This window comes from Marinococcus sp. PL1-022 (assembly GCF_033845285.1).
Lineage (GTDB): Bacteria > Bacillota > Bacilli > Bacillales > Marinococcaceae > Marinococcus.
The window spans coordinates 41614-65041 of the sequence record NZ_JAWXCX010000001.1 but is presented as its reverse complement, the minus strand read 5'-3'; the positions used below and the strand labels follow the sequence as shown (position 1 = coordinate 65041).

Genomic DNA, 23428 nt, shown 5'->3' with positions numbered 1-23428 from the left:
CGTATCTCTCAAAAGGAAAGCCAAGCCAGGCCCCTGCCCGGTCCCTGCGGGACCGGGGTACTGCTCCATAGAAAGGAGGTGATCCATCCCCACCTTCCGGTAGGGATACCTTGTTACGACTTCACCCCAATCATCTGCCCCACCTTCGGCGGCTGGGTCCCAGAAGGGTTCCCTCACCGACTTCGGGTGTTGCAAACTCTCGTGGTGTGACGGGCGGTGTGTACAAGGCCCGGGAACGTATTCACCGCGGCATGCTGATCCGCGATTACTAGCGATTCCGGCTTCATGCAGGCGAGTTGCAGCCTGCAATCCGAACTGAGAATGGCTTTTCTGGATTGGCTCCCCCTCGCGGGTTCGCATCCCGTTGTACCATCCATTGTAGCACGTGTGTAGCCCAGATCATAAGGGGCATGATGATTTGACGTCATCCCCACCTTCCTCCGGTTTGTCACCGGCAGTCACCTTAGAGTGCCCAACTGAATGCTGGCAACTAAGATTAGGGGTTGCGCTCGTTGCGGGACTTAACCCAACATCTCACGACACGAGCTGACGACAACCATGCACCACCTGTCATTCCGTCCCCCGAAGGGGAACCGCCTCTCTCGAGGCGTAGCGGAAGATGTCAAGATCTGGTAAGGTTCTTCGCGTTGCGTCGAATTAAACCACATGCTCCACCGCTTGTGCGGGCCCCCGTCAATTCCTTTGAGTTTCAACCTTGCGGTCGTACTCCCCAGGCGGAGTGCTTAATGCGTTAGCTTCGGCACTACGGGTATCGAAACCCCTAACACCTAGCACTCAGCGTTTACGGCATGGACTACCAGGGTATCTAATCCTGTTTGCTCCCCATGCTTTCGCACCTCAGCGTCAGGTACAGACCAGAGAGTCGCCTTCGCCACTGGTGTTCCTCCACATATCTACGCATTTCACCGCTACACGTGGAATTCCACTCTCCTCTTCTGTCCTCAAGTTTCGCAGTTTCCAATGGCCTTCCACGGTTGAGCCGTGGCCTGTCACATCGGACTGACGAAACCGCCTGCGTGCCCTTTACGCCCAATAATTCCGGACAACGCTTGCCCCCTACGTATTACCGCGGCTGCTGGCACGTAGTTAGCCGGGGCTTTCTGGACAGGTACCGTCAGCACGCCAGCCTGTTCGACTGACGTGGGTTCTTCCCTGTCAACAGAGCTTTACGATCCGAAAACCTTCATCACTCACGCGGCGTTGCACCGTCAGGCTTTCGCCCATTGCGGATGATTCCCTACTGCTGCCTCCCGTAGGAGTCTGGGCCGTGTCTCAGTCCCAGTGTGGCCGATCACCCTCTCAGGTCGGCTACGCATCGTCGCCTTGGGGAGCCCTTACCTCTCCAACTAGCTAATGCGCCGCGGGCCCATCGGACTGTGCAAGGATCCGAAGATCCCTGCTTTACCGCTGACCTCAGGCGAGGTCAGGGCGTATTGGGCATTAGCCCCGGTTTCCCGGGGTTATTCCCATCAGTCCGGCAGGTTGCCCACGTGTTACTCACCCGTCCGCCGCTCGTTCCACCGGTTTCCTCCCGAAGGAGTCCGCCGGCTTCCCGCGCTCGACTTGCATGTATTAGGCACGCCGCCAGCGTTCGTCCTGAGCCAGGATCAAACTCTCCGTAAAAAGTTTGATGCTGTGGCATCCGAAATGCCCTAAATTTGATTCTTTTCTTTGGGGCTCTGGCTTGTCTTTCCTTTTCAAAGAACGATCTGCCGCTCAAAGCGACAATTAATATCATACCAAGTAGGTAAATGAAAGTCAACAACTTTTATGAAATTTATTATTTCCGGCTGTTGTTTTTCCGCCTCTCTCGGAAGCGCATGTATAAATATATCACCGTGGCTCTAAGCGGTCAACAACTTTTTATAATTTCTTTTAAAAAAATGTACAAATAAAGTAATGTGTAATTATCTATTGCTTCCGTTAGCCTCTTATAGGTCTTTTCTTTTTATTCTGATTACTAACTGCTTCGTATTTTATGCTATTCTAGTGGTATGTAATGGAAGAAAGGAGAGAATTGACCGTTGGCCGATATCCACTGGAATGATAAAGAGTTATTGATTTTCGACCTCGATGGTACTCTATATGAGGATACTGAACACTTTGATTATTACGCTGAACGGCTGGCTGCCTTTATCGCAGAAAAAGAAAGACCTGCATTTTTCTCCGAGTACGAAGCTGTTCAAAACGGCGAGCGGGCTCTGCAGATAGGCACAGCGTATGATGCAGAGAACGACCGTATCCTCTATCTCGACCCGGTCACCGCCCAGCCAGTAAGAGTCGTCAATTGGAGCGGGAAAGAAATGGAACCTTCTCTGTGGGCCGGAGAGTATAAGAACCTTTCTTTTGACTTTGACAAAAAAATAGCTATCGGGGACGGGTGGTGGACTCCCCACGCTACTGCCAGACATTTCGGTGTTTCGAAAGAAGAAGCCTATGCCGCTTACGTGGAAACAAAAACATATATGTCATCTGAAGCCTTCCAGCTTTCCCAGACTCCTTCGCTTCGATCCGGGCTGCAGTGGCTTCAATCTAATGGAAAGCAGATGGTGTTAGTCACCAATAGCGACGATGAAGACGCAGAATCCATTTTACAGCAGTTAAACCTGCATGATCTGCTTCCTCCCTACACCAGGATTACTTCTGCGAACAAACCGGCAGAAACGAAGGATCATTACGAACAATTATTGGAAGAGTACCGGGTCAGTCCTCAGGAAACGATGGTCATCGGAGATAACCTAATGAATGATGTGATGCCCGGCGTTCTGCTTGGAATTGAAGGTATTCATATCAGCCCTTTAGCTGATTCTCCCTCCAAATATATTTATACTGTGCCATCTCTTCAGCAGCCGATGGAAGAGCTCATTCAATACAACAAATAGCAAGAAGCCGCCCGCAGATATCTGCGGGCGGCTTCTGTTTACTGGATGCTATTCACTCGGTACTTTATTCATAATCGTTGACGCCAATTCATCATAGAGCTCACCGATCGGGTGCTCCGGCTGATAAACAGATGGGGCGAACACACTGTCGTCTTCAAGCGGCTGACCCAATGGAATGCGGCTGAGAATGCCAACCTTTAACTCGTCAGCCAGACGGTCTGCTCCGCCCTCGCCGAAGACGTATTCCTTCTCACCGCTGCGGCTTTCATAATAAGCCATGTTTTCAATAATCCCCAATACACGGTGATTGGTTTTAATCGCCATTGCTCCGGCACGGGCAGCTACAAATGCCGCCGTCGGATGCGGCGTAGTAACGATGATTTCCTGGCTTTCCGGCAGGGTAGTGTGAACATCGAGTGCCACGTCCCCTGTTCCCGGCGGAAGATCCAACAGCAGGTAATTAAGGTCGCCCCACTCCACTTCATTAAAGAAGTTATTCAGCATTTTTCCAAGCATTGGGCCTCTCCAGACTACCGGAGCGTTATCCTCCACAAAGAATCCCATCGAAATGACTTTAACGCCGAAACGCTCTACCGGATAAATCCGTTCATCCTGTACCTTCGGGCGTTCTTCAATGCCCATCATATCCGGTACACTGAAGCCGTATATGTCTGCGTCGATAATACCTACCTTTTTTCCGGCACGGGCCAGCGCCACAGCTGTGTTCACTGTAACTGTAGATTTACCGACTCCGCCTTTACCGCTTGCAATGGTAATAAACTGAGTCTTGTTGTCCTCAGATAAAATTTTCGGTCCTTCTTCTCCTTTTAACCCTCCGGCTTTTTCTACTTCTTCGGGTTCAAGAGTTTCAAAGCGGAGTCCCACTGAGTCGGCCCCGGCTTCTTTGAGCGTATCCACTACCTGCTGCTGCATCTGCATTTGTTCAGGAGTACCAGTCTTAGCCAATGCTATTTTTAAACGCACCTTGCTGTCATCTTTCACACTGATACTACGGATACCGCCGGTTTCAACGATCGGCTTGCCCAGATCAGGATCTTCTATGGACTGAAGTGCTTCGCGCACCTGTTCTTCTGTAATCACATTGTACACCTTCCTTCTCTAGACTATAGCTGTAACTATTGGAAACATTCCTTATCTAGCATACCGTTTTTAAGAAGCAGATTTCAAACGTTTACAACTAAAACCCGGCGTTTTTTCTTTACACATAAGCAAACCAGATAAAAAGAAAACTCCCTCTGCTGAATGCAGAAGGAGTTTTTGGATAAAGAGATGAATTAACGCTTCGAGAACTGTGGCGCACGACGTGCTGATTTGAGACCGTATTTTTTACGTTCTTTCATACGTGCGTCACGAGTCAGGTAGCCTTCAGATTTCAGAGTAGGACGGAAATCCGGGTCTACTTTCAGGAGAGCGCGCGCTACTCCGTGACGGATAGCACCAGCCTGGCCGGTGAAGCCGCCGCCTCTTACAGTTACTTTAATGTCATAAGAACCTTCCGTGCCTGTAGCAGCGAGTGGCTGCTTTACAACAAGCTTCAATGTTTCAAGATTGAAATACTCGTCGAGTTCACGGTCGTTTACAGTGATTTTTCCATCGCCTGGCTCAAGAAAAACTCTAGCCGATGAGTTTTTCCGGCGTCCAGTACCGTAATATTGTACTTGTGCCAAATGTAGTCCCTCCTTTTATTTTAACCGCGCAGTTGCAGTTCTTCTGGTTGTTGTGCCTGGTGATTGTGCTCTGGGCCTTCGTATACAAATAGCTTCTTGCCTTGTTCACGGCCAAGAGTATTTTTCGGAAGCATGCCTTTAATAGCAATTTCGAGCATTTTTTCTGGTTTCTCACGACGCATGTCGTCTGCGCGTGTAGATCTCAGTCCACCTGGATAACCGCTGTGACGGTGATAATACTTTTGAGAAAGCTTTTTCCCTGTCAAGTGGATTTTTTCTGCATTAACAATAATCACGTTATCCCCAACGTCGATGTGCGGGGTGTATTGTGGCTTTGTTTTACCGCGAAGGATTGCAGCGACTTCACTTGCAAGACGTCCGAGTGTCTGGCCTTGTGCGTCTACTACGTACCATTTGCGTTTTACGTCGCCTGGCTTAGCCATGTATGTCGTACGCATAGTTGTTTCCCTCCTAAATCAATTCTCTGCCGATTATATCATCGATCACTTGTCTTATTTACGCTCATCATTCCGTATCCCGGGGCAGTGGGACGTGAAATGCCAAATAACATCGTATAATAATAGGGACCAAATGTCAATGTTAAAACACCAGGAAACGTTGTTTTTTTATAATCAATTTTCTTCGGGACTTGAACGCCTTCAGCTGACCTTAAAAACCATTAACGGACAGCCAGCCAGAGTACTGTGTACAGTGCACAGCCCACGGCAAAATACCGGAAAGTACTCTTCCGGTGCTGAGGTATTTCCTCCTGCATTACTTGATAAATAATACCCCCGGAAATAAACGCATAGATAATTGAGACCCACTCGTCCTTTAAATCAACGGTCAATCCGAAGAGCCAGCCTGCTAAAACTCCAGCTACTAAAAGCCAACGGGCAAACTTATCAAAGAGACGATGATTGATGGAGCGCATGCTGATATCTGAGGTTAACAGGTATACCGAAAGGGCAGCGAAATAAAAGATAGTTTCCTTTGTTGTTCCCATTTGCCCGTGAAGCAGCAGGTAGCCCACGACAACATTAAATAATGTATAAAATATAAGCGGGATTAAAAAGTAGAGGTTCCCGCTCCGAAGACGATCTCTGACGCTGTCTTCTCTATGAAATGAATGAGCCACCTTTTCCAGCGCATAGGTTAAAAGCAGTCCAGCCATGGCCACCAGGTAGGCATCATTATTGACTGTTTCTAAAAAACCAGTGCTGGTCTGGCTGTCGATCTGCTTTTGAGAAGTGCTCAAATTCGGCAGCGTAATAGAAAACACGTAAGCGATTGCCACTCCACCGGAGATCGAAATCAGCTTACGGCGACTCGCATTGGATATACGGCCCACAAATTTAACCGCCGCATGGACAGCAGCAAAAACAAGCACGAAAAGAAAACTCACAAACGTCATGACCTCAGCTCCCTTAATTTCCTATCCAATACTATGTTTTAAGTCCGTTCTATTCAAAGATACTTCTCTGTCAGTAGTTTACCTTCCAAAGGTACAGCCCGTGGCCGGGAGCGGTATTGCCTGCAGCTGCCCGCTCCTTCGCTTCAATAATGGCTTTCATTTCTTCAGGGGAACGGTTTCCCTTCCCTATTTCAAGCAGCGTCCCTACAGCAATACGAATCATATTATACAAAAAGCCTGAGCCGCGGAACGTAAACCACAGCTCTTCCCCGTCGAGCGTAACATCTGCTTTGTATACCGTACGGGTTTTTTCCTTCACGTCGGTGTTGGCAGCGCAAAAGGAGGAAAAGTCGTGCTCCCCTTCAAGGTAGCGGACGGCCTTCTTCACAGCTTCAACGTCCGTAGGATACGGATAATAAAAGGCATGATTCCGCCGGAATACATCCCGCTCCTTACGCAGCAGCACACAGTACCGGTACTCTTTTTCCACCGCATCAAAACGTGCATGAAAATCCTCATCGGCATAAGCGGAGTGCCAGACATAGATATCTTTTGGCAGGAACGATTCGAGAGCCTTTCCCCATTTGTGCTCCGGCAGCTGCAGCGGAGAATCAAAATGAAAGACCTGGCCTTTTGCATGCACGCCTGAATCTGTCCTTCCAGAAGCATGAACGGGCACGTGGACACCTTTATGCATTTTCTGCAGTGCCTCCTCGATTTCTCTCTGAACAGTCCGGCGTCCCGGCTGCACCTGCCAGCCCTCAAAAAATGTACCATCATACGCCACCGTTGCTTTCACTCTCGGCATCGGGCTCTTCTCCTTTCGTTTACTGACGTAAAAACAATAAAACAATTCCAAATGCTGCGATCAGGACACAGCACAGGGTATCTCTCCATCCCCACACAAGCAGACGAAGCTTGGTCCGTCCTTCTCCTCCATTATAGCCGCGGGCCTCCATCGCATAGGCCAAGTCTTCCGCCCGGCGGAAGGCACGTACAAATAACGGCACCAGAAGGGAGACAAATGCCTGCATCCTATCCCGCATAGAGCCTTTGTTAAAATCAGCGCCGCGGGCCGTCTGGGCTTTAATGATTTTTTCTGTTTCCTGAAGCAGTGTAGGAATAAACCGGATCGCAATAGACATCATCATCGCCACATCATAGGCGGGAAACTTAAAGCGCTCGAGCGGGGAAAACATCTGCTCCAATGCATCTGTAAGATCAATCGGACTCGTTGTCAGCGTTAAGAGCGACGTAAAGTATACGAGCAGCAGCAGACGAAGAGAAATAAACAGTCCCTGGCGGATGCCTTCCTCATAAAAAGAAAACATGCCGATTGAGAATAGCACCTCCCCTTCCCTTGTGAAAAACGCATGCAGAAAGAAAGTCAATATTACTAAAATGAATACCGGAAACATGCCTTTGCGAATATACCGAAACGGAACGCCTGAGAGAAAATAAACGGCTATCGCTGCCGCTCCGAAAAGCGCGTAGCCATTCCAGCTGTTCACGAGAAAAACCGCGATGATCAAAAATAATACGGCGGCAATCTTCGCCCGCGGATCCATATGATGAAGAAAGGAGCGCCCTGGCAGGTACTGGCCGATTATGACATTTTCAAACATGCGGCACCTCCCCGTTCTGAACCGCATGCTCCCAGTAATCGGCAGCTTCTGTTGGAGAAAGCTTATAGTGCGGGAAGCGGATGCCGCTGTCCCGTTCAATCTGCTGAAGCACCTGTACCTGCTCCGGGATATCCAGATCCATTTCCTGCAGCTTTTCCCGTTGGGCATAAATGGCTTCCGGCTCTCCCTGCATTCTGATCTCTGCATCCTCCATCACATACATGTACTCAGCAAATGCGGCCGCCTCCTCCATCTGATGCGTAATCATAATCGTAGTCGGCTGATACACACGCTGCCAGTCCATAAATAACTCCAAAATTTCTTTTTGCCCCTGGGGGTCGAGCCCGGCGGTCGGTTCGTCCAGGATAAGAATGTCCGGGTTGGTGGCAAGCACCCCAGCTATTGCTACCCGCCGCATCTGTCCCCCGCTCAGCTCGAACGGCGAGCGCTCCAGCAGTGTTTCACTGAGTCCCACCTGCTGCAGCAATTCCGGAAGCTTTTTTTGTATCTCTGCAACATCCATTCCCTTGTTTTTCGGCCCAAATAATAAATCTTTTTCGACGGTTTCCTCGAACAGCTGGTGCTCGGGATACTGAAACACCATCCCTACATGACTCCGCACCGTTTTGACCATTTTTCGTTTTGTCCTGGCTTCCAGCTGGTGCTCCCCTACCGTCACCACACCGGCGGAAGGCTTCAGCAGGCCGTTGATATGCTGTACAAGTGTCGATTTCCCCGAGCCGGTACGCCCAATGACAGCCGTCACGGAAGAAGAGCGGAAGCGGGCGTTTATATTTTTAAGTGCCAGCGTTTCAAATGGTGTTTTTTTCATGTACACATGGCTTACGTTTTGAAAATTTACCTCCATGCTGCTACTCTCCTTCAACCATGGTACGGAGTGTTCGTATGTCGATCCCCCGCTTCTTTGCTTCCCGGTAAAGCTGATATTTATACGGAAGAGGCATCCCTTCTGCCTCCATCCACTCCAGCTGGTCCGGAATGCTCGCTGTGGTTACATCTTTTTCGATTTGTCCTGCTTTCATGTACCAAATACGGTCGGACATGAAGGCTTCTTCGAGATAATGAGTAATCGATACGATGGTGATGCCCGATTCGCGGCACAGCCGGTTCATTGTTTCCAAAATTTCTTTTCTGCCGTTCGGATCAAGCATCGAGGTGGATTCATCAAACACCATCACCTGCGGGCGCAAAGCAAGAATTCCGGCTATCGCTGCCCGTTGCTTCTGGCCTCCGGACAGACGGTGGGGCTCCATATGTAAAATATGTTCAATGTTTACCCAGCGGCTGACCTCATCAATACGTTCAAGCATCACTTCGCGCGGAATTCCGGCGTTTTCCATTCCAAAAGCAATGTCATCACGCACTGTCGGTGCCACAAACTGATGCTCCGGGTTCTGGAAAACCATGCCCACTTCCCGCCGGATCATTTGCAGAGACTCTTCCTCTGTTGTTTTTTTACCCAGCACAAGAACGTATCCTCCGGTTGGCTGGGACAGGCCGTTAAAGAGACGGGAGAGGGTCGATTTCCCCGAACCGTTGGCTCCTATAATTGAAAGCCATTCCCCCTGATGAATCTTTTTATTTAATCCTTTCAACACCTTCTCGCCGCTCTCCTCGTATTGGTATTCAAGATCCCGGAGCTCAATAATCGCCATGCCCTCTCCCCTCCCTTTAATGTCCAATTTTTGCATAGAAAAAAAGCAAGACGCAGTCTTTACAGACATCGTCCTGCCTCTTTTACATGTAACCTTCATTTGCAAATGAAAGAAATGTATAAACGAGGGCTTCCCGTTTATACAAGTTCGATGATAGCCATTTCAGCAGCGTCCCCACGGCGCGGTCCGAGTTTCAGTACGCGCGTGTACCCGCCTTGACGGTCTTCGTAACGAGGACCGATTTCAGAGAACAGCTTCTGAACAGCATCCTGTCCTTCTTCGTTAGCTGTTTCCTTGCGAACAAATGCAGCTGCCTGACGGCGGGCGTGCAAATCTCCACGTTTTCCGAGAGTAATAATTTTTTCTGCGATCGGCTGTACTTCCTTCGCTTTTGCGTGAGTTGTTTCAATCCGGCCGTTAATAATAAGGTCGGTAGTCAAATCACGAAAGAGCGCTTTTCTTGCCGATGTGTCGCGTCCAAGCTTTGAGTATGGCATTACAATTCCCTCCTTTGGTCAAACAAATATTTATGATTAGTCCTCTTCGCGCAAGCCGAGTCCGAGTTCACCGAGCTTTTCCTGAACTTCTTCCAGCGATTTGCGTCCAAGGTTGCGGACTTTCATCATATCTTCCTCTGACTTTTGCGTCAGCTCCTGCACAGTATTGATGCCTGCGCGTTTCAGGCAGTTATAGGAACGGACCGAAAGATCAAGCTCTTCAATTGTCATTTCAAGCACTTTTTCTTTTTGGTCTTCTTCTTTCTCCACCATGATTTCCGCATTCTGTGCCTGATCGGTCAGACCGATAAAGATATTCAAGTGCTCATTCATGATCTTCGCACCAAGAGATACTGCCTCTTCGGGACGGATGCTTCCGTCTGTCCAGACATCCAACGTTAGCTTGTCGTAGTTGGTAATCTGCCCGACGCGGGTATTTTCCACCTGGTAATTCACACGCTCGACCGGCGTATAAATAGAATCAATGGGAATGACACCGATTGGAAGGTCGTCGCTGTTGTTTCCATCAGCCGGGACATAGCCGCGTCCGCGATGAGCGGTAAGGCGCATATGCAGGTTGGCGTTTTTGGATAAGGTAGCGATATGAAGATCCGGATTCAGGATTTCCACGTCGCTGTCGTGTGTAATATCCCTAGCAGAGATTGTACCTTCTCCCTGCACATCCACTTCAAGCACTTTTTCATCATCAGAGTACACCTTCAAAGCGAGCTTTTTCAAATTCAAAATAATGGTCGTTACGTCTTCAAGTACGCCTTCAATCGTTGAAAACTCGTGAAGAACCCCATCGATTTGAACTGTAGAAACCGCTGCTCCCGGTAACGAGGATAAAAGAATACGACGCAGGGAATTCCCCAGGGTAGTACCATAACCACGTTCCAATGGTTCAACAACAAATTTGCCAAACTTGGCATCTTCGCTCACTTCGACCGCTTCAATGTTAGGCTTTTCAATTTCGATCATTTGTTTGCGTACCCTCCTTCAAACGTCGTACATCCGGCAGCCGGTGCCGGAAATTAAGGAAAACAGGAAAGCGGGATGCAAAAGCACACCTTCCAGCCTGTCTCCTTTGCAATAGTCATGTTCGCTTTCAGTTATGCACGTGGACGTTTTGGCGGGCGGCACCCGTTATGAGGTACTGGCGTAACATCACGAATAACCGTAACTTCTACACCGGTTGCCTGAAGGGAACGAATTGCAGCTTCACGTCCAGCTCCTGGACCTTTCACTGTAACTTCTACGCTTTTCAATCCGTGTTCCATTGCAGCTTTTGTTGCTGTTTCCGCAGTCATTTGAGCTGCGAACGGAGTGGATTTACGGGAACCTTTGAAACCAAGCACTCCAGCGCTTGCCCATGCAAGTGTGTTCCCCTGCACGTCCGTAATGTTTACAATCGTGTTGTTAAACGTCGAGCGGATATGAGCCACACCCGACTCTATATTCTTGCGCTGACGGCGTTTACGTGGTGCGTTCGACTTTGCTTTTGCCATAATAGGTAACCTCCTTTATAAATAAATTATTTACGTTTGTTTGCTACTGTACGACGCGGGCCTTTACGGGTACGGGAATTGTTCTTCGTGTTTTGTCCGCGAAGCGGCAGTCCACGACGATGACGGATCCCGCGGTAGCTTCCGATCTCCATCAAGCGTTTGATGTCGAGGGAAGTTTCACGGCGAAGATCCCCTTCTACCGTATGGTTGTTATCAATAGCCGTACGGATACGGGCCAGCTCGTCTTCTGTTAAATCACGCACACGGGTGTTCTGGTCAACGTCAGCTTCGTTCAGAACCTGAACTGCAAGCGATTTGCCGATGCCGTATACGTAAGTGAGTGAAATAGCAATACGCTTATCACGCGGAATATCTACTCCTGCAACACGTGCCATGCGGGCACCTCCTTTTTATTATCCTTGTCTTTGTTTATGCTTCGGGTTCGAGCAAATTACCATTACCGAACCTTTACGGCGAATAACTTTACAATTGTCACAAATCTTTTTAACGGAAGCTCTTACTTTCATTTTCCATTTACCTCCTTCACTGCATGTAAGCCATGCATTGGTAAGAGTGCTCAAGAATGAACTTGCGGGTCTATTTGTAGCGGTACGTAATACGTCCGCGGGAAAGGTCGTACGGTGAAATTTCTACAGTTACTTTATCACCAGGAAGAATCCGGATAAAGTGCATACGGATCTTACCGGAAACATGCGCTAAAATTTTGTGTCCATTTTCAAGCTCAACACGAAACATAGCGTTTGGAAGAGGCTCAACCACCGTGCCTTCCATTTCAATAACATCATCTTTAGCCATGAATTAATTCTCCTTTTCAAATAAGGCTTCTTGTTCAAAAAAGGTGTAAAGAGCGTGCCGGATTTTCGCGTTAGTCACTCGGCCGGTTTCTATCAAACTCGACTGTACTTCCGGCGAAATATACGAAAGCAATTCTACGTGGGACGTGTTTTTCTTCTTTCCCCGATCGAACTTTCGTCTTTCCCCGTCCGCCAGCATAAGAAACTTATCATCCAGCACATCAATTACTACCGCGTACTGACCAGCTTCGCGCCCCCGGGTCACTCGAACGATTTGTCCCAGATCGGGTCGCCTTGACTCCGAATCTTTCATGCATGCATCCTCTTTTCCTTAGGCTTCGTTAGGATTTAGCAGCCTGAAGCCGTACTACACGGCCTGGGCTGTCCAACCATCGGAGAGGGTGTATACGTGTTTGCTCTAGGCAAATTCAGTGTACCCCTAAAATGATGGTATTGCATCATGTTCCCGGATCGCATCCGATGGGCTCCCCGTCACTTATGAAACGCTTTTGCCGCATCGCACTTCCCGTATTATAACGAGTTTCCGACCCGTTTTACAAACAATCATGCACGAAGGTCTTTCAAGAGTGCTTCAATGTCATGAAATACTTTATCTATATCCTGATCTCCATCGATGTTGCGGAGATATCCTTTTTCTTCATAGAAATCAATCAGCGGCTGCTGCTGTTCAATGTTTACTTCCAAACGGCGCTTAACCGTCTCCGGTTTATCATCATCGCGCTGAACGAGTTCACTTCCGTCTACGTCATCAATACCTTCCTGCTTCGGTGGGTTGTAAATCACATGATACGTCCTGCCTGAAGAAGGTGAAACGCGACGGCCGGTAAGACGTTCTTCAAGTTTTTCTTTTGGAACATCAATGTTCAGTACGTAGTCGAGCTGCCTGCCCATATCTGACAGCATTTTTTCCAGTGCCCCGGCCTGAGCCGGAGTTCTAGGAAAACCATCGAGCAAAAATCCGTTTCGGCAGTCTTCTTTCTGCAAGCGTTCTTCAACAATACCGTTTGTGACTTCGTCTGGAACTAAATCACCAGCATCCATGTAAGACTTTGCCTGTCTGCCAAGCTCGGTCTCTTCTTTAATGGCTGTGCGGAACATATCCCCAGTAGAAATGTGGGGAATATTGTATTCTTCACTTATTGTTGCAGCCTGCGTGCCTTTTCCAGCACCCGGCAGCCCCATCAATATCAGATTCACGCTATCTCCTCCAACGACTATTTTACCCGAAGGGAAGCGGCATAGGCGAGCTTCGTCTTCGAGGCCAATTCTATTTAATGAAACCGCGATAGTTCCGTTTAACTAACTGGCTTTCTACTTGCTTCATCGTTTCCAAAGCAACCCCTACAACGATTAGAAGGCCTGTACCGCCAATTTGAATCGACTGTGGGAGACCCATCTGTGTGATGAAAAAGACTGGAATGATGGCAACCACGGTTAAAAACAGGGCTCCGACGAATGTAAGTCTGTAAAGCGTCCGCCGGATGTACTTTTCAGTGGCAAACCCTGGGCGTATGCCGGGAATGTAGCCACCCTGCTTTTTCAGGTTTTCCGTCATTTGTTCCGGATTCACCTGAACAAAGGCATAGAAGTACGTAAACGCAATGATTAAAGCTGCATATACGACCATTCCTATAGGCTGCGTATAATCAAAGTTATTTACAATCCAGTTGGCAATCGCATTATCTTCCCCAATAAAGCTGGCTGCTGTCGGCGGAAAAATAAATAACGCCAAAGCAAAAATTACCGGGATAACCCCTGCAGCGTTTACTTTCAAAGGAAGATGTGTCGACTGCCCGCCAACCGGGCTCCGTCCAACAGTTCGTTTTGCGTATTGAATAGGAATTTTGCGCAGCGCCTGCTGTACAAAAATGACGCCTACAATAATAGCAAGAACTGCTACTGCCAGAAGCGCTATAGTGATAATGCCTATATATAACTCTCCGCCAGCATCCTGGATCTGCGTCGCATAAATTTGGTTGATTCCATTAGGAATACCCGCCGCAATACCGGCAAAGATCAGGATAGAGATACCGTTCCCCACACCTTTTGCAGTGATTTGCTCACCAAGCCACATTAAAAAAGCCGTGCCGGCTGTCATTATCAACGCAATAAATATATATTTAGCAGCATTTGGGTTCGGAATAAGTCCTGGAAAATAGTTGTTAAACCCAACAGACATCCCAAGTCCCTGAACAAACGCAAGAACAATAGTGAAATAACGGGTAAACTGATTCAGTTTCCGTCTTCCTGCTTCCCCCTGCTTTGCCCATTCCGAAAATTTAGGCACAACGTCCATACGAAGCAATTGTACCACAATTGAAGCGGTAATGTATGGCATGACGCCCATCGCAAATATCGAATACTGCGACAGCGCCCCGCCTCCAAACGTGTTTAAAAAGCCAAATGCACTTGCTTCATCAGAGAAATTTAGCACCTGGCGGTTTGTCCCAGGCACCGGAATAAAACTTCCGATCCGAAATATAATCAACATGGCTAAGGTGAACAACACCTTGTTCCGAATGTCACTCACACGAAACATGTTGATAATCGTGCGGAACATTAGACCACCTCGGTTTTTCCGCCTGCTGCCTCAATTGCTTGCACTGCTGAAGCAGAGAACTTGTTCGCGTGCACTTGAAGCTCTTTCTCCAACTTGCCGTCGCCTAAAATTTTCACGCCATCTTTGTATTTGCTGATTACGCCTTTTTCAAGCAACGCTTCTGGAGTTACTGTTGTACCATTGTCGAAGCTGTTGAGCGTTTCCACATTAACAATAGCGTATTCTTTACGATTAATGTTCGTAAAGCCGCGTTTTGGCAAACGCTTGAAGATAGGGTTCTGCCCACCTTCAAAACCTGGACGTACACCACCGCCGGAACGGGCATTCTGCCCTTTTTGTCCGCGGCCGGAAGTTTTGCCGTTGCCGGAAGCCGGCCCGCGGCCCACACGGTTACGCTGTTTGTTTTTGCCTTTTGCAGGCTGAAGTTCGTGGAGTTTCATGCTGCCACCTCCCTGTCATTTAGAAATGAGATTTATTGGTCCAGTTCTTTTACCGTCAGCAGGTGAGACACTTTGTTCACCATACCGCGGATTGCGGGATTGTCTTCTTTTACTACCGTACGGTTTATTTTATGCAAACCAAGTGTACGGACTGTTACGCGCTGCTCTTCCGGACGTCCGATCATGCTGCGGCTAAGGGTGATTTCCAATTGTTTGGCCATTTGCTTTCCCCCCTTATCCTAACAATTCTTCGACGCTCTTACCACGCAATTTAGCTACTTCTTCAGCTGTTTTCAAAGAAGTTAATCCGTTGATAGTAGCGCGAACCATGTTAATAGGATTGTTGGAACCAAGAGATTTCGACAGAATGTCCTGTACGCCGCCAAGCTCTAAGATGGCACGTACCGGTCCTCCAGCGATTACTCCAGTACCTTCAGATGCAGGCTTCAATAAAACGTTGCCTGCGCCAAAGTGACCAGTGATTTCGTGTGGAATAGTTGTTCCTACGATCGGAATCTGCACAAGGTCCTTTTTAGCGTTTTCTACCGCTTTACGGATTGCTTCTGGTACTTCAATAGCTTTTCCCTGGCCAAAGCCGACATGGCCGTTACGGTCTCCAACTACTACGAGTGCTGCAAAGCGGAAGTTACGTCCACCTTTTACAACTTTTGCGACACGGTTGATGGTTACAACACGTTCTTCAAGTTCCAGTTTATTCGGATCAATACTTTGCATTCTTGTCCCTCCCTTGCTTTTTAGAATTTTAGTCCGTTCTCGCGGGCTGCTTCAGCGAGTTCTTGAACCCGGCCGTGATAAACAAATCCACCCCGGTCAAAAACGACTGTGTCATAGCCTTTTTCTGTAGCACGCTTGGCGAGAGTTTCCCCAATTTTACGGGCTGCCTCTTTATTGCCGCCGTTTTCGATTCCGGAATTTTTTTCCATTGTCGATGCCGCTGCCAGAGTCACTCCTGCTTCGTCGTCAATCAGCTGCGCATAAATATGCTTTGCAGAACGGAAAACGTTCAGACGAGGACGTTCTGGTGTGCCGCTGATTTTACGGCGGATACTCATATGGCGTTTCTTGCGTTTTTCATAACTTGTTGCTTGAGCCATCGTACAGTTCCTCCTTTCGTGCTTGTTGCGATGTTAATTAACCGATTATTTACCCGTTTTACCTTCTTTGCGGCGAACTTCTTCACCTTCGTAGCGGATTCCTTTACCTTTGTAAGGTTCAGGAAGACGTACAGAGCGAATGTTGGAAGCGACTGCACCAACGCGTTCTTTATCAATACCGCGGACTGTCACTTTCGTGTTAGAAGGTACTTCGATGTCGATTCCTTCCTCGGAAACGAATTCTACCGGGTGGGAGTAACCAACGTTTAACACTAACTTCTCGCCAGTCTTCTGCGCACGATAACCTACGCCGACGAGCTCGAGGTTCTTTTCGTACCCTTTTGTTACACCTTCTACCATGTTGTTTACAAGGCTTCGGGTCGTACCATGAAGCGAGCGGTACGTTTTATTGTCAGAAGGGCGTTCAAAAGTCACTTCCGACTCTCCAATGTTCACAGTAATAACCGGGTGAAGCTCACGGCTCAATTCACCTTTTGGTCCTTTAACTGTAACTGTATTTCCGTCTTTAGCGATTGTGACGCCTTCTGGAATTTCGATTGGTTTCAGGCCAATACGAGACATATTGCACACCTCCGTTCTTTATAACGATTTTATTACCAAACGTATGCGAGTACTTCGCCGCCAACGTTTTGTTTTCTTGCTTCTTTATCAGACATAACGCCTTTAGATGTAGAAATTACTGCGATACCAAGTCCGCCCAGCACTTTAGGAACCTCGTTGGATCCTGCATAAACACGGAGACCTGGTTTACTGATACGTTTGATACCGGAAATGACTTTCTTGTTTTCCGTACCTGCTTTTAAGAATAAGCGGATCATTCCCTGTTTTTTATCATCAACATATTCAACGTCGCGGATGAAACCTTCCAGCTTGAGGATTTCAGCGATTTCTTTTTTTAGGTTCGATGCAGGAAATTCTACTTTTTCGTGGTTCACCATGTTTGCGTTGCGGATACGAGTAAGCATATCAGCAATCGGATCTGTCATGACCATTTGAATACCTCCCTCCCAGTTACGGGGTCGTGCGCCGGCGTCTGCCGGCGTTTACGCGAATAATTTATTTTTGAAACGGCATGCCCATTTGATCGAGCAGTTCGTAAGATTCTTCATCTGTCGAAGCAGTAGTAACGATAACAATGTCCATTCCGCGAACTTTTTCTACCTGATCGTAGGAAATTTCCGGGAAGATCAATTGTTCACGCACACCGAGTGTGTAGTTGCCACGGCCGTCAAATGCTTTATTTGACACCCCGCGGAAGTCACGGACACGTGGAAGCGTGACGTGGATTAGTTTCTCCAGGAAGTCATACATACGTGCTCCGCGCAAAGTGACCTTTGCACCGATTGGCATACCTTCACGAAGTTTAAATCCTGCAATAGAACGTTTTGCTTTTGTAATCAAAGGCTTCTGCCCACTGATTGCTTCCAGCTCTTCTACTGCTTTATCCAATGAGCGAGGGTTTTGTACTGCTTCACCAACACCCATGTTAATAACAATTTTATCAACCTTCGGTACTCCCATTACAGAAGAGTAGTCGAATTTCTCGTGCAGACTCGGTACGATTGATGTTTGATACTTTTCTTTTAAAGCGTTCATTCGTGTGACCTCCTCTCGTCCTTTGTCTTACTTAGTTCAGGGCTTCACCTGATTTTTTGGCGACACGTACTTTTTTGCCGTTCTCTACCTTGTGACCAACACGGGTTGGTTCGCCGGATTTCGGATCAAGCGGCATAACGTTTGATACGTGAATGGCAGCTTCTTGATTTAAGATACCGCCTTGTGGGTTTTCCTGGGAAGGCTTCGCATGTTTTTTCACGATGTTAACACCTTCGACGATTACACGTTCCTGTGCAGGCATTGCTTTAAGGATAACGCCTTCTTTGCCTTTATCCTTGCCGCTGATTACTTTTACTTTTTCACCCTGTTTAACATGAAGCTTATTTTGGGCCATTTTCGCACCTCCTTAACGGGACATCATGACTTCGCATGATATTTGTATTACAGAACTTCCGGTGCAAGGGAGATAATTTTCATATACTGCTCATCACGAAGCTCTCTTGCTACTGGGCCAAAGATACGTGTTCCACGTGGTCCTTTGTCCGTACGTACGATTACAGCTGCGTTTTCGTCAAAGCGAATGTAAGAACCGTCTGGACGGCGGACGCCGCTGCGGGAACGTACAATAACTGCCTGAACAATCTCGCCTTTTTTGACAACGCCCCCTGGTGTTGCTTGTTTGACAGTGCATGTAATCATATCACCGATGTTAGCCGTTTTACGGCCGGAACCGCCTAAAACTTTTATACACTGTACTTCGCGGGCACCAGAGTTATCCGCTACTCTTAAGCGTGATTCTTGTTGGATCATAGGTCACGGTACCTCCTTTCTTTAAAAACGATTTAAAGAATAACTGATTCTTCGATTACTTTCACGAGACGAAAACGCTTGTCTTTCGACAGCGGGCGGGTTTCCATGATCTGGACGATGTCGCCAACCTTTGCAGTGTTTTCTTCATCGTGAGCTTTAAACTTTTTGGAGTCTCTGACACGTTTGCCGTACAACGGGTCTTTTTTATACGTTTCAACAACAACGGCAATCGTTTTATCCATTTTATCAGATGTCACGCGGCCGCTATAAACCTTACGGTTGTTACGTTCTTCAGCCATATTGGTTTAACCTCCTTTTCCTTTTAGCCTTTGTTCATCCCGAGTTCACGTTCACGCAACACGGTTTTGGCACGTGCAATATCTTTTCTTACAGTACGGATGCGGGCGGGATTTTCCAACTGACCGGTCGCTAATTGAAAACGAAGGTTAAAAAGTTCTTCTTTCAGGCTTTTTGTTTGATCTTCGATTTCCACTGTGGTTAGATCTCTCAATTCATTAGCTCTCATTTGCCTCACCACCCACTTCTTCGCGTTTCACAAATTTCGTTTTAATCGGTAACTTGTGAGCTGCAAGTCTCAACGCCTCACGGGCAATTTCTTCATTAACCCCGGCAATTTCGAACATGATTTTTCCTGGTTTTACGACAGCTACCCAGCCTTCAGGAGAACCTTTACCGGAACCCATGCGGACTTCGAGGGGTTTTGCTGTATATGGCTTGTCCGGGAAGATTTTGATCCAGACTTTACCGCCACGTTTCATATAACGAGTCATAGCAATACGTGCAGATTCAATCTGACGGTTCGTAATCCAGGAAGCTTCTACTGCCTGCAGTCCGTACTCGCCAAAAGTGATTTCTTTGCCGCCTTTTGCACGGCCTCTCATTTTGCCACGGTGTTCGCGACGATATTTTACGCGTTTTGGCAATAACATATTATTTGCCTCCTTCCTCTTTGTTCGTTCCTTTCGTTGGAAGGACTTCCCCGCGATAAATCCAGATTTTTACACCCAGTTTACCGTACGTTGTATCTGCTTCTGCAGTGCCGTAATCAATATCTGCACGCAACGTATGGAGAGGTACTGTTCCTTCACTGTATCTTTCAGAGCGGGCGATGTCTGCGCCACCCAGGCGGCCGTTCACTTCTGTCCGGATCCCTTTTGCTCCTGCGCGCATTGTACGCTGAATGGATTGTTTCATTGCACGACGGAAGGAAATACGGTTTTCAAGCTGACGGGCAATGTTTGCCGCTACGAGACGAGCATCCATATCTGCCTGCTTAATTTCTGCGATATTAATGTGTACTCGTTTGTTAGTCAGGTTATTCAATTCTTTACGAAGTGCTTCTACTTCCGACCCACCGCGGCCGATAACCATTCCTGGTTTCGCAGTATGGATCGTAATGTTTACACGGTTTGCCGCACGTTCGATTTCCACAGTAGAAATAGAAGCATCAACAAGCTTCGTTTCGATGTGACGACGCACTCTGTAGTCTTCATGAAGCAAAGTCGCGTATTCTTTTTCCGAATACCATTTTGATTCCCAATCACGGATGACTCCAACACGAAGTCCGATAGGATTAACTTTTTGTCCCACGCGTTATCCCTCCTTTTTTTCTTCGACGATTACAGTAATGTGGCTCGTACGTTTGTTAATGCGGCTTGCGCGCCCCATTGCACGTGGGCGGAAACGTTTGAGTGTTACTCCTTCGTCTACGAATGCTTGGCTGATGTAAAGATTTTCTGGTTCCATCTCATAGTTGTGCTCTGCGTTGGCGATAGCAGAGTTGATAACTTTTTCAACAATCGGAGACGCCGATTTTGGCGTGTTCTTAAGGATGGCAATAGCTTCTCCGACGGATCTTCCCCGGACTAGGTCTATCACAAGACGAGCCTTGCGGGGGGCTATACGGATCTGCTTTGCTACTGCTTTTGCTTCCATGTTTCTTTACCTCCCCTCAGGTCTTATCTTTTCGTTTTTCTATCGTCATTTTTATGGCCTTTAAATGTTCTCGTTGGTGCGAATTCACCAAGCTTATGGCCTACCATATCTTCAGATACATAAACAGGTACGTGCTTGCGTCCGTCGTACACTGCAATCGTGTGGCCGACAAATTCCGGGAATACTGTGGAACGGCGTGACCAGGTACGAATAACTTCTTTATTGTTCGAATCGTTTAGTCTCTCGATTTTATTCATCAAGTGCAAGTCGACGAAAGGTCCTTTTTTTAAACTACGACCCATGAGAGAACCTCCTTTCGCGATTAACCTGCGATTCCGGAGAACCGCAGCTTCATCTTTTTATTATTTTTTCTTACGGCGACGGCCCCGTACGATATATTTATTGGAATCTTTATTACGTTTTCTTGTTTTATAGCCAACTGCAGGCTGACCCCAAGGGGACACAGGTGCAACGCGTCCGATTGGCGCACGGCCTTCACCACCACCGTGTGGGTGATCGCTAGGGTTCATTGCGGAACCACGAACGTGTGGACGTTTGTTTAACCAACGGGAACGTCCGGCTTTACCGATGTTCACCAGTTCATGCTCTACGTTTCCAACCTGTCCGACAGTTGCACGGCAGGAAGCGAGGATCAGGCGGGTTTCACCGGAACGAAGACGCACGAGTACGTACTTGCCTTCTTTACCGAGAACCTGGGCTTCTGCGCCAGCAGAACGAACGAGCTGTCCGCCGCGGCCCGGCTTCAATTCGATGTTATGAATAACAGTACCTACCGGAATATCACGAAGGTCCAATGCATTACCAAGCTTGATATCTGCACTCGAACCAGCCATGATTTCCTGACCGATTTTCAACCCTTTTGGAGCAAGGATGTACCGTTTTTCGCCATCAACGTAGTTGATAAGCGCGATGTTTGCTGAACGGTTTGGGTCGTACTCGATCTCAGCAACTTTACCTGGTACGTCATTTTTATTACGTTTGAAGTCAATAACACGGTATTGACGTTTATGACCGCCGCCTTGGTGACGACTTGTCATACGACCCTGATTATTACGACCGCCTTTTTTGTGAAGCGGTTCAAGCAGCGAACGTTCTGGTGTTTCTGAAGTGACTTCGCTGTGCTTGTTTACCGACATGTGACGGCGGCCGTTTGTGGTCGGTTTATACTTTTGGATAGCCATGCTCATTACCCTCCTTCGTATCTATTTGTTAATTAAGCACCTTCGAAGAATTCAATATCTTCGCTATCTGCTGTAAGCGTCACGATCGCTTTTTTACGGTTGGGCTTGTACCCTTCATGACGGCCAAAACGACGGAATTTACCCTTTTTGTTCATTGTATTTACTTTTTCTACCTGAACATCAAAGATTTCTTCAACCGCGTTTTTGATTTGGAATTTATTAGCTTTCACGTCTACTTCAAACGTGTATTTCTTTTCATCCATCAAGTCAGCGGAGCGTTCTGTAATAACGGGTTTTTTAATCAAGTCACGTGCTTCCATTATGCGAACACCTCCTCTACTTTCTTCACGGCGTCCTGTGTCATGACCAATTTGTCATGTTTAACAACGTCCAGGACGTTCACACTGCTTGCCGTAAGGAATGTTACGTTAGGAAGATTGCGTGCGGACAGACCGACAGTTTCGTCGTCGTTGCCAGTAACAATCAGTACCTTCGTATCAATGGAAAGAGAAGAAAGTACTTTAACCATCTCTTTCGTTTTTGGAGCATCAAACTTCAGCTCATCAAGCACGACAAGATCATTTTCCTGTGCTTTGCTTGCAAGTGCTGATTTGATCGCCAGACGGCGAACTTTTTTCGGAAGCTTGTAGCCGTAAGATCTTGGCGTCGGACCGAACACGATACCACCTTTCACCCATTGCGGGGAACGGATGGAACCTTGACGGGCCCGGCCTGTGCCTTTTTGGCGCCATGGCTTGCGTCCGCCGCCGCGGCGTTCGGAACGGTTTTTTACTTTGTGCGTTCCTTGTCGTAATGATGCTTGCTGCATAATTACTGCGTCATACAAAACGTGCTCATTTGGTTCAATACCGAAAACAGTGTCTGCTAATTCGATATCTCCTACGCGGGAACCGGTTTGGTTTAGTAAATCTACTGTTGGCATCTTGCGCCCTCCTTTCTATTATGCTTTTTCAGTGTTTGCTTTCACAGCGTTCTGTACTGTTACATAGCTGCGTTTCGCACCAGGAACGTTGCCTTTAACTAAAAGCACGTTACGCTCGGTATCTACTTTAACAATCTCCAGGTTCTGTACTGTAACGGTGTTGTTACCCATACGTCCAGGGAGCTTTTTACCTTTCAATACGTGGTTAGGGTCGATAACACCCATCGCACCAGGGGCACGGTGGAAACGGGAGCCGTGCGTCATTGGTCCGCGGGATTGGTTATGGCGCTTGATCGCACCCTGGAACCCTTTCCCTTTGGATTTTCCAGTGACGTCTACGATATCTCCTTCTGCAAATGTTGCTACACTGACCTCTTGACCAACCTCGTAATCCTCTGGGTTTGTCCCGCGGATTTCTCTAACGAAGCGCTTGGGGGTCGTGTTTGCTTTCTCAGCATGTCCTTTTTCCGGTTTGATTACGCGTGCTTCTTTTTTGTCGTGGAAACCTAGCTGAATGGCTTCGTATCCATCGGACTCAGTAGTTTTCTTTTGAAGCACAACGTTTGGTTCTGCTTCAATGACCGTAACTGGAAGCAGTTCGCCGTTTTCTTTAAACAGTTGCGTCATGCCGAGTTTTTTACCCAAGATTCCTTTGGCCATGAGTCACACCTCCTAAT

General features: G+C 47.7%; 37 protein-coding genes and 1 rRNA gene. 1 reads left to right on the top strand and 37 read right to left on the bottom strand.

Features of this window, described 5'->3' with window-relative positions; all coding sequences use genetic code 11:
- Positions 1-71: 71 nt before the first annotated feature.
- Positions 72-1644: ribosomal RNA gene (locus SIC45_RS00370) — 16S ribosomal RNA — on the bottom strand.
- Between the two features lie 401 nt (positions 1645-2045).
- On the opposite strand from SIC45_RS00370, the gene SIC45_RS00365 reads away from it, so the two are divergent.
- Positions 2046-2903 (top strand): HAD family hydrolase, encoded by an 858-nt coding sequence (locus tag SIC45_RS00365; protein WP_319630647.1) that lies wholly within the window; start codon positions 2046-2048, stop codon positions 2901-2903.
- A 48-nt stretch (positions 2904-2951) separates the two neighbouring features.
- Here SIC45_RS00365 and SIC45_RS00360 read toward each other — a convergent pair whose 3' ends face one another.
- The 36 genes from SIC45_RS00360 to rplC form a co-directional block, all read right to left on the bottom strand.
- Positions 2952-4004, bottom strand: coding sequence for an Mrp/NBP35 family ATP-binding protein (locus SIC45_RS00360; RefSeq protein WP_319630646.1), 1053 nt, complete (start codon positions 4002-4004; stop codon positions 2952-2954).
- A 194-nt stretch (positions 4005-4198) separates the two neighbouring features.
- The gene (gene rpsI, locus SIC45_RS00355; protein ID WP_091616686.1) at positions 4199-4591 is read right to left on the bottom strand and encodes a 30S ribosomal protein S9; all 393 of its coding nucleotides are present in this window, start codon (positions 4589-4591) and stop codon (positions 4199-4201) included.
- A 20-nt stretch (positions 4592-4611) separates the two neighbouring features.
- Positions 4612-5049, bottom strand: coding sequence for a 50S ribosomal protein L13 (gene rplM, locus SIC45_RS00350; protein ID WP_022794500.1), 438 nt, complete (start codon positions 5047-5049; stop codon positions 4612-4614).
- Positions 5050-5270: 221 nt separating this feature from the next.
- Positions 5271-6005 (bottom strand): hypothetical protein, encoded by a 735-nt coding sequence (locus SIC45_RS00345; RefSeq protein WP_319630645.1) that lies wholly within the window; start codon positions 6003-6005, stop codon positions 5271-5273.
- A gap of 70 nt (positions 6006-6075) precedes the next feature.
- On the bottom strand, positions 6076-6813 hold the full coding sequence (gene truA, locus SIC45_RS00340) for a tRNA pseudouridine(38-40) synthase TruA (RefSeq protein ID WP_319630644.1): 738 nt from the start codon (positions 6811-6813) through the stop codon (positions 6076-6078).
- A 19-nt stretch (positions 6814-6832) separates the two neighbouring features.
- Positions 6833-7630 carry an energy-coupling factor transporter transmembrane component T gene (locus SIC45_RS00335; protein WP_319630643.1) on the bottom strand — a complete coding sequence of 266 codons (798 nt, stop codon included), beginning with the start codon at positions 7628-7630 and terminating at the stop codon, positions 6833-6835.
- A complete protein-coding gene (locus SIC45_RS00330) occupies positions 7623-8498 on the bottom strand; it encodes an energy-coupling factor transporter ATPase (RefSeq protein ID WP_319630642.1) in 876 nt (291 codons plus the stop codon). The genes SIC45_RS00335 and SIC45_RS00330 overlap by 8 nt, the downstream gene beginning before the upstream one ends.
- A gap of 4 nt (positions 8499-8502) precedes the next feature.
- Positions 8503-9306 carry an energy-coupling factor transporter ATPase gene (locus tag SIC45_RS00325; protein ID WP_319630641.1) on the bottom strand — a complete coding sequence of 268 codons (804 nt, stop codon included), beginning with the start codon at positions 9304-9306 and terminating at the stop codon, positions 8503-8505.
- 137 nt (positions 9307-9443) lie between these two features.
- On the bottom strand, positions 9444-9803 hold the full coding sequence (gene rplQ, locus SIC45_RS00320; RefSeq protein WP_022794495.1) for a 50S ribosomal protein L17: 360 nt from the start codon (positions 9801-9803) through the stop codon (positions 9444-9446).
- A gap of 36 nt (positions 9804-9839) precedes the next feature.
- Positions 9840-10784, bottom strand: coding sequence for a DNA-directed RNA polymerase subunit alpha (locus SIC45_RS00315; protein WP_298788682.1), 945 nt, complete (start codon positions 10782-10784; stop codon positions 9840-9842).
- A gap of 131 nt (positions 10785-10915) precedes the next feature.
- Positions 10916-11311: a 30S ribosomal protein S11 gene (rpsK, locus tag SIC45_RS00310; RefSeq protein ID WP_022794492.1), complete on the bottom strand. Its 396-nt coding sequence runs from the start codon at positions 11309-11311 to the stop codon at positions 10916-10918.
- Positions 11312-11337: 26 nt separating this feature from the next.
- Positions 11338-11706 (bottom strand): 30S ribosomal protein S13, encoded by a 369-nt coding sequence (gene rpsM / locus SIC45_RS00305; RefSeq protein ID WP_022794491.1) that lies wholly within the window; start codon positions 11704-11706, stop codon positions 11338-11340.
- An 18-nt stretch (positions 11707-11724) separates the two neighbouring features.
- On the bottom strand, positions 11725-11838 hold the full coding sequence (gene rpmJ, locus SIC45_RS00300; protein WP_084687350.1) for a 50S ribosomal protein L36: 114 nt from the start codon (positions 11836-11838) through the stop codon (positions 11725-11727).
- A gap of 70 nt (positions 11839-11908) precedes the next feature.
- The gene (gene infA / locus SIC45_RS00295) at positions 11909-12127 is read right to left on the bottom strand and encodes a translation initiation factor IF-1 (protein ID WP_022794490.1); all 219 of its coding nucleotides are present in this window, start codon (positions 12125-12127) and stop codon (positions 11909-11911) included.
- Between the two features lie 3 nt (positions 12128-12130).
- The gene (locus SIC45_RS00290; protein ID WP_022794489.1) at positions 12131-12439 is read right to left on the bottom strand and encodes a KOW domain-containing RNA-binding protein; all 309 of its coding nucleotides are present in this window, start codon (positions 12437-12439) and stop codon (positions 12131-12133) included.
- 251 nt (positions 12440-12690) lie between these two features.
- Positions 12691-13344: an adenylate kinase gene (locus tag SIC45_RS00285; RefSeq protein ID WP_319630640.1), complete on the bottom strand. Its 654-nt coding sequence runs from the start codon at positions 13342-13344 to the stop codon at positions 12691-12693.
- Positions 13345-13414: 70 nt separating this feature from the next.
- Positions 13415-14707: a preprotein translocase subunit SecY gene (gene secY, locus SIC45_RS00280; protein WP_298788695.1), complete on the bottom strand. Its 1293-nt coding sequence runs from the start codon at positions 14705-14707 to the stop codon at positions 13415-13417.
- On the bottom strand, positions 14707-15147 hold the full coding sequence (gene rplO / locus SIC45_RS00275; protein ID WP_298788697.1) for a 50S ribosomal protein L15: 441 nt from the start codon (positions 15145-15147) through the stop codon (positions 14707-14709). The genes secY and rplO overlap by 1 nt, the downstream gene beginning before the upstream one ends.
- A gap of 32 nt (positions 15148-15179) precedes the next feature.
- Entirely contained in the window at positions 15180-15368 is a 189-nt protein-coding gene (gene rpmD / locus SIC45_RS00270) for a 50S ribosomal protein L30 (protein WP_298788699.1), read from the bottom strand.
- Positions 15369-15381: 13 nt separating this feature from the next.
- Positions 15382-15882, bottom strand: a complete 501-nt coding sequence (gene rpsE, locus SIC45_RS00265; RefSeq protein WP_022794484.1) for a 30S ribosomal protein S5 — start codon at positions 15880-15882, stop codon at positions 15382-15384.
- Positions 15883-15902: 20 nt separating this feature from the next.
- Complete coding sequence (rplR, locus tag SIC45_RS00260) at positions 15903-16262, bottom strand: 50S ribosomal protein L18 (RefSeq protein ID WP_298788702.1); 360 nt, start codon at positions 16260-16262, stop codon at positions 15903-15905.
- A 45-nt stretch (positions 16263-16307) separates the two neighbouring features.
- On the bottom strand, positions 16308-16844 hold the full coding sequence (gene rplF / locus SIC45_RS00255; RefSeq protein WP_298788704.1) for a 50S ribosomal protein L6: 537 nt from the start codon (positions 16842-16844) through the stop codon (positions 16308-16310).
- A 32-nt stretch (positions 16845-16876) separates the two neighbouring features.
- A complete protein-coding gene (rpsH, locus tag SIC45_RS00250) occupies positions 16877-17275 on the bottom strand; it encodes a 30S ribosomal protein S8 (RefSeq protein ID WP_022794481.1) in 399 nt (132 codons plus the stop codon).
- Positions 17276-17339: 64 nt separating this feature from the next.
- Positions 17340-17879 carry a 50S ribosomal protein L5 gene (gene rplE, locus SIC45_RS00245; RefSeq protein WP_022794480.1) on the bottom strand — a complete coding sequence of 180 codons (540 nt, stop codon included), beginning with the start codon at positions 17877-17879 and terminating at the stop codon, positions 17340-17342.
- A 31-nt stretch (positions 17880-17910) separates the two neighbouring features.
- Positions 17911-18234: a 50S ribosomal protein L24 gene (gene rplX, locus SIC45_RS00240; RefSeq protein WP_079475115.1), complete on the bottom strand. Its 324-nt coding sequence runs from the start codon at positions 18232-18234 to the stop codon at positions 17911-17913.
- Between the two features lie 47 nt (positions 18235-18281).
- Positions 18282-18650, bottom strand: coding sequence for a 50S ribosomal protein L14 (rplN, locus tag SIC45_RS00235; protein ID WP_022794478.1), 369 nt, complete (start codon positions 18648-18650; stop codon positions 18282-18284).
- A 32-nt stretch (positions 18651-18682) separates the two neighbouring features.
- Entirely contained in the window at positions 18683-18949 is a 267-nt protein-coding gene (gene rpsQ / locus SIC45_RS00230; RefSeq protein ID WP_091616709.1) for a 30S ribosomal protein S17, read from the bottom strand.
- Between the two features lie 23 nt (positions 18950-18972).
- A complete protein-coding gene (rpmC, locus tag SIC45_RS00225) occupies positions 18973-19176 on the bottom strand; it encodes a 50S ribosomal protein L29 (protein ID WP_091616711.1) in 204 nt (67 codons plus the stop codon).
- Complete coding sequence (gene rplP / locus SIC45_RS00220) at positions 19166-19600, bottom strand: 50S ribosomal protein L16 (RefSeq protein ID WP_022794475.1); 435 nt, start codon at positions 19598-19600, stop codon at positions 19166-19168. Before rplP ends, rpmC begins: the two co-directional genes overlap by 11 nt.
- Position 19601: 1 nt before the next feature.
- The gene (gene rpsC, locus SIC45_RS00215; protein WP_091616712.1) at positions 19602-20261 is read right to left on the bottom strand and encodes a 30S ribosomal protein S3; all 660 of its coding nucleotides are present in this window, start codon (positions 20259-20261) and stop codon (positions 19602-19604) included.
- 3 nt (positions 20262-20264) lie between these two features.
- On the bottom strand, positions 20265-20606 hold the full coding sequence (rplV, locus tag SIC45_RS00210) for a 50S ribosomal protein L22 (protein WP_022794473.1): 342 nt from the start codon (positions 20604-20606) through the stop codon (positions 20265-20267).
- A gap of 23 nt (positions 20607-20629) precedes the next feature.
- Positions 20630-20908, bottom strand: a complete 279-nt coding sequence (rpsS, locus tag SIC45_RS00205) for a 30S ribosomal protein S19 (RefSeq protein ID WP_022794472.1) — start codon at positions 20906-20908, stop codon at positions 20630-20632.
- A gap of 60 nt (positions 20909-20968) precedes the next feature.
- Complete coding sequence (gene rplB, locus SIC45_RS00200; RefSeq protein WP_022794471.1) at positions 20969-21808, bottom strand: 50S ribosomal protein L2; 840 nt, start codon at positions 21806-21808, stop codon at positions 20969-20971.
- Positions 21809-21840: 32 nt separating this feature from the next.
- Complete coding sequence (gene rplW, locus SIC45_RS00195) at positions 21841-22128, bottom strand: 50S ribosomal protein L23 (protein ID WP_022794470.1); 288 nt, start codon at positions 22126-22128, stop codon at positions 21841-21843.
- Entirely contained in the window at positions 22128-22751 is a 624-nt protein-coding gene (gene rplD / locus SIC45_RS00190; protein ID WP_022794469.1) for a 50S ribosomal protein L4, read from the bottom strand. The genes rplW and rplD overlap by 1 nt, the downstream gene beginning before the upstream one ends.
- A gap of 18 nt (positions 22752-22769) precedes the next feature.
- Positions 22770-23411, bottom strand: a complete 642-nt coding sequence (gene rplC, locus SIC45_RS00185) for a 50S ribosomal protein L3 (RefSeq protein WP_022794468.1) — start codon at positions 23409-23411, stop codon at positions 22770-22772.
- Positions 23412-23428 lie beyond the last annotated feature (17 nt).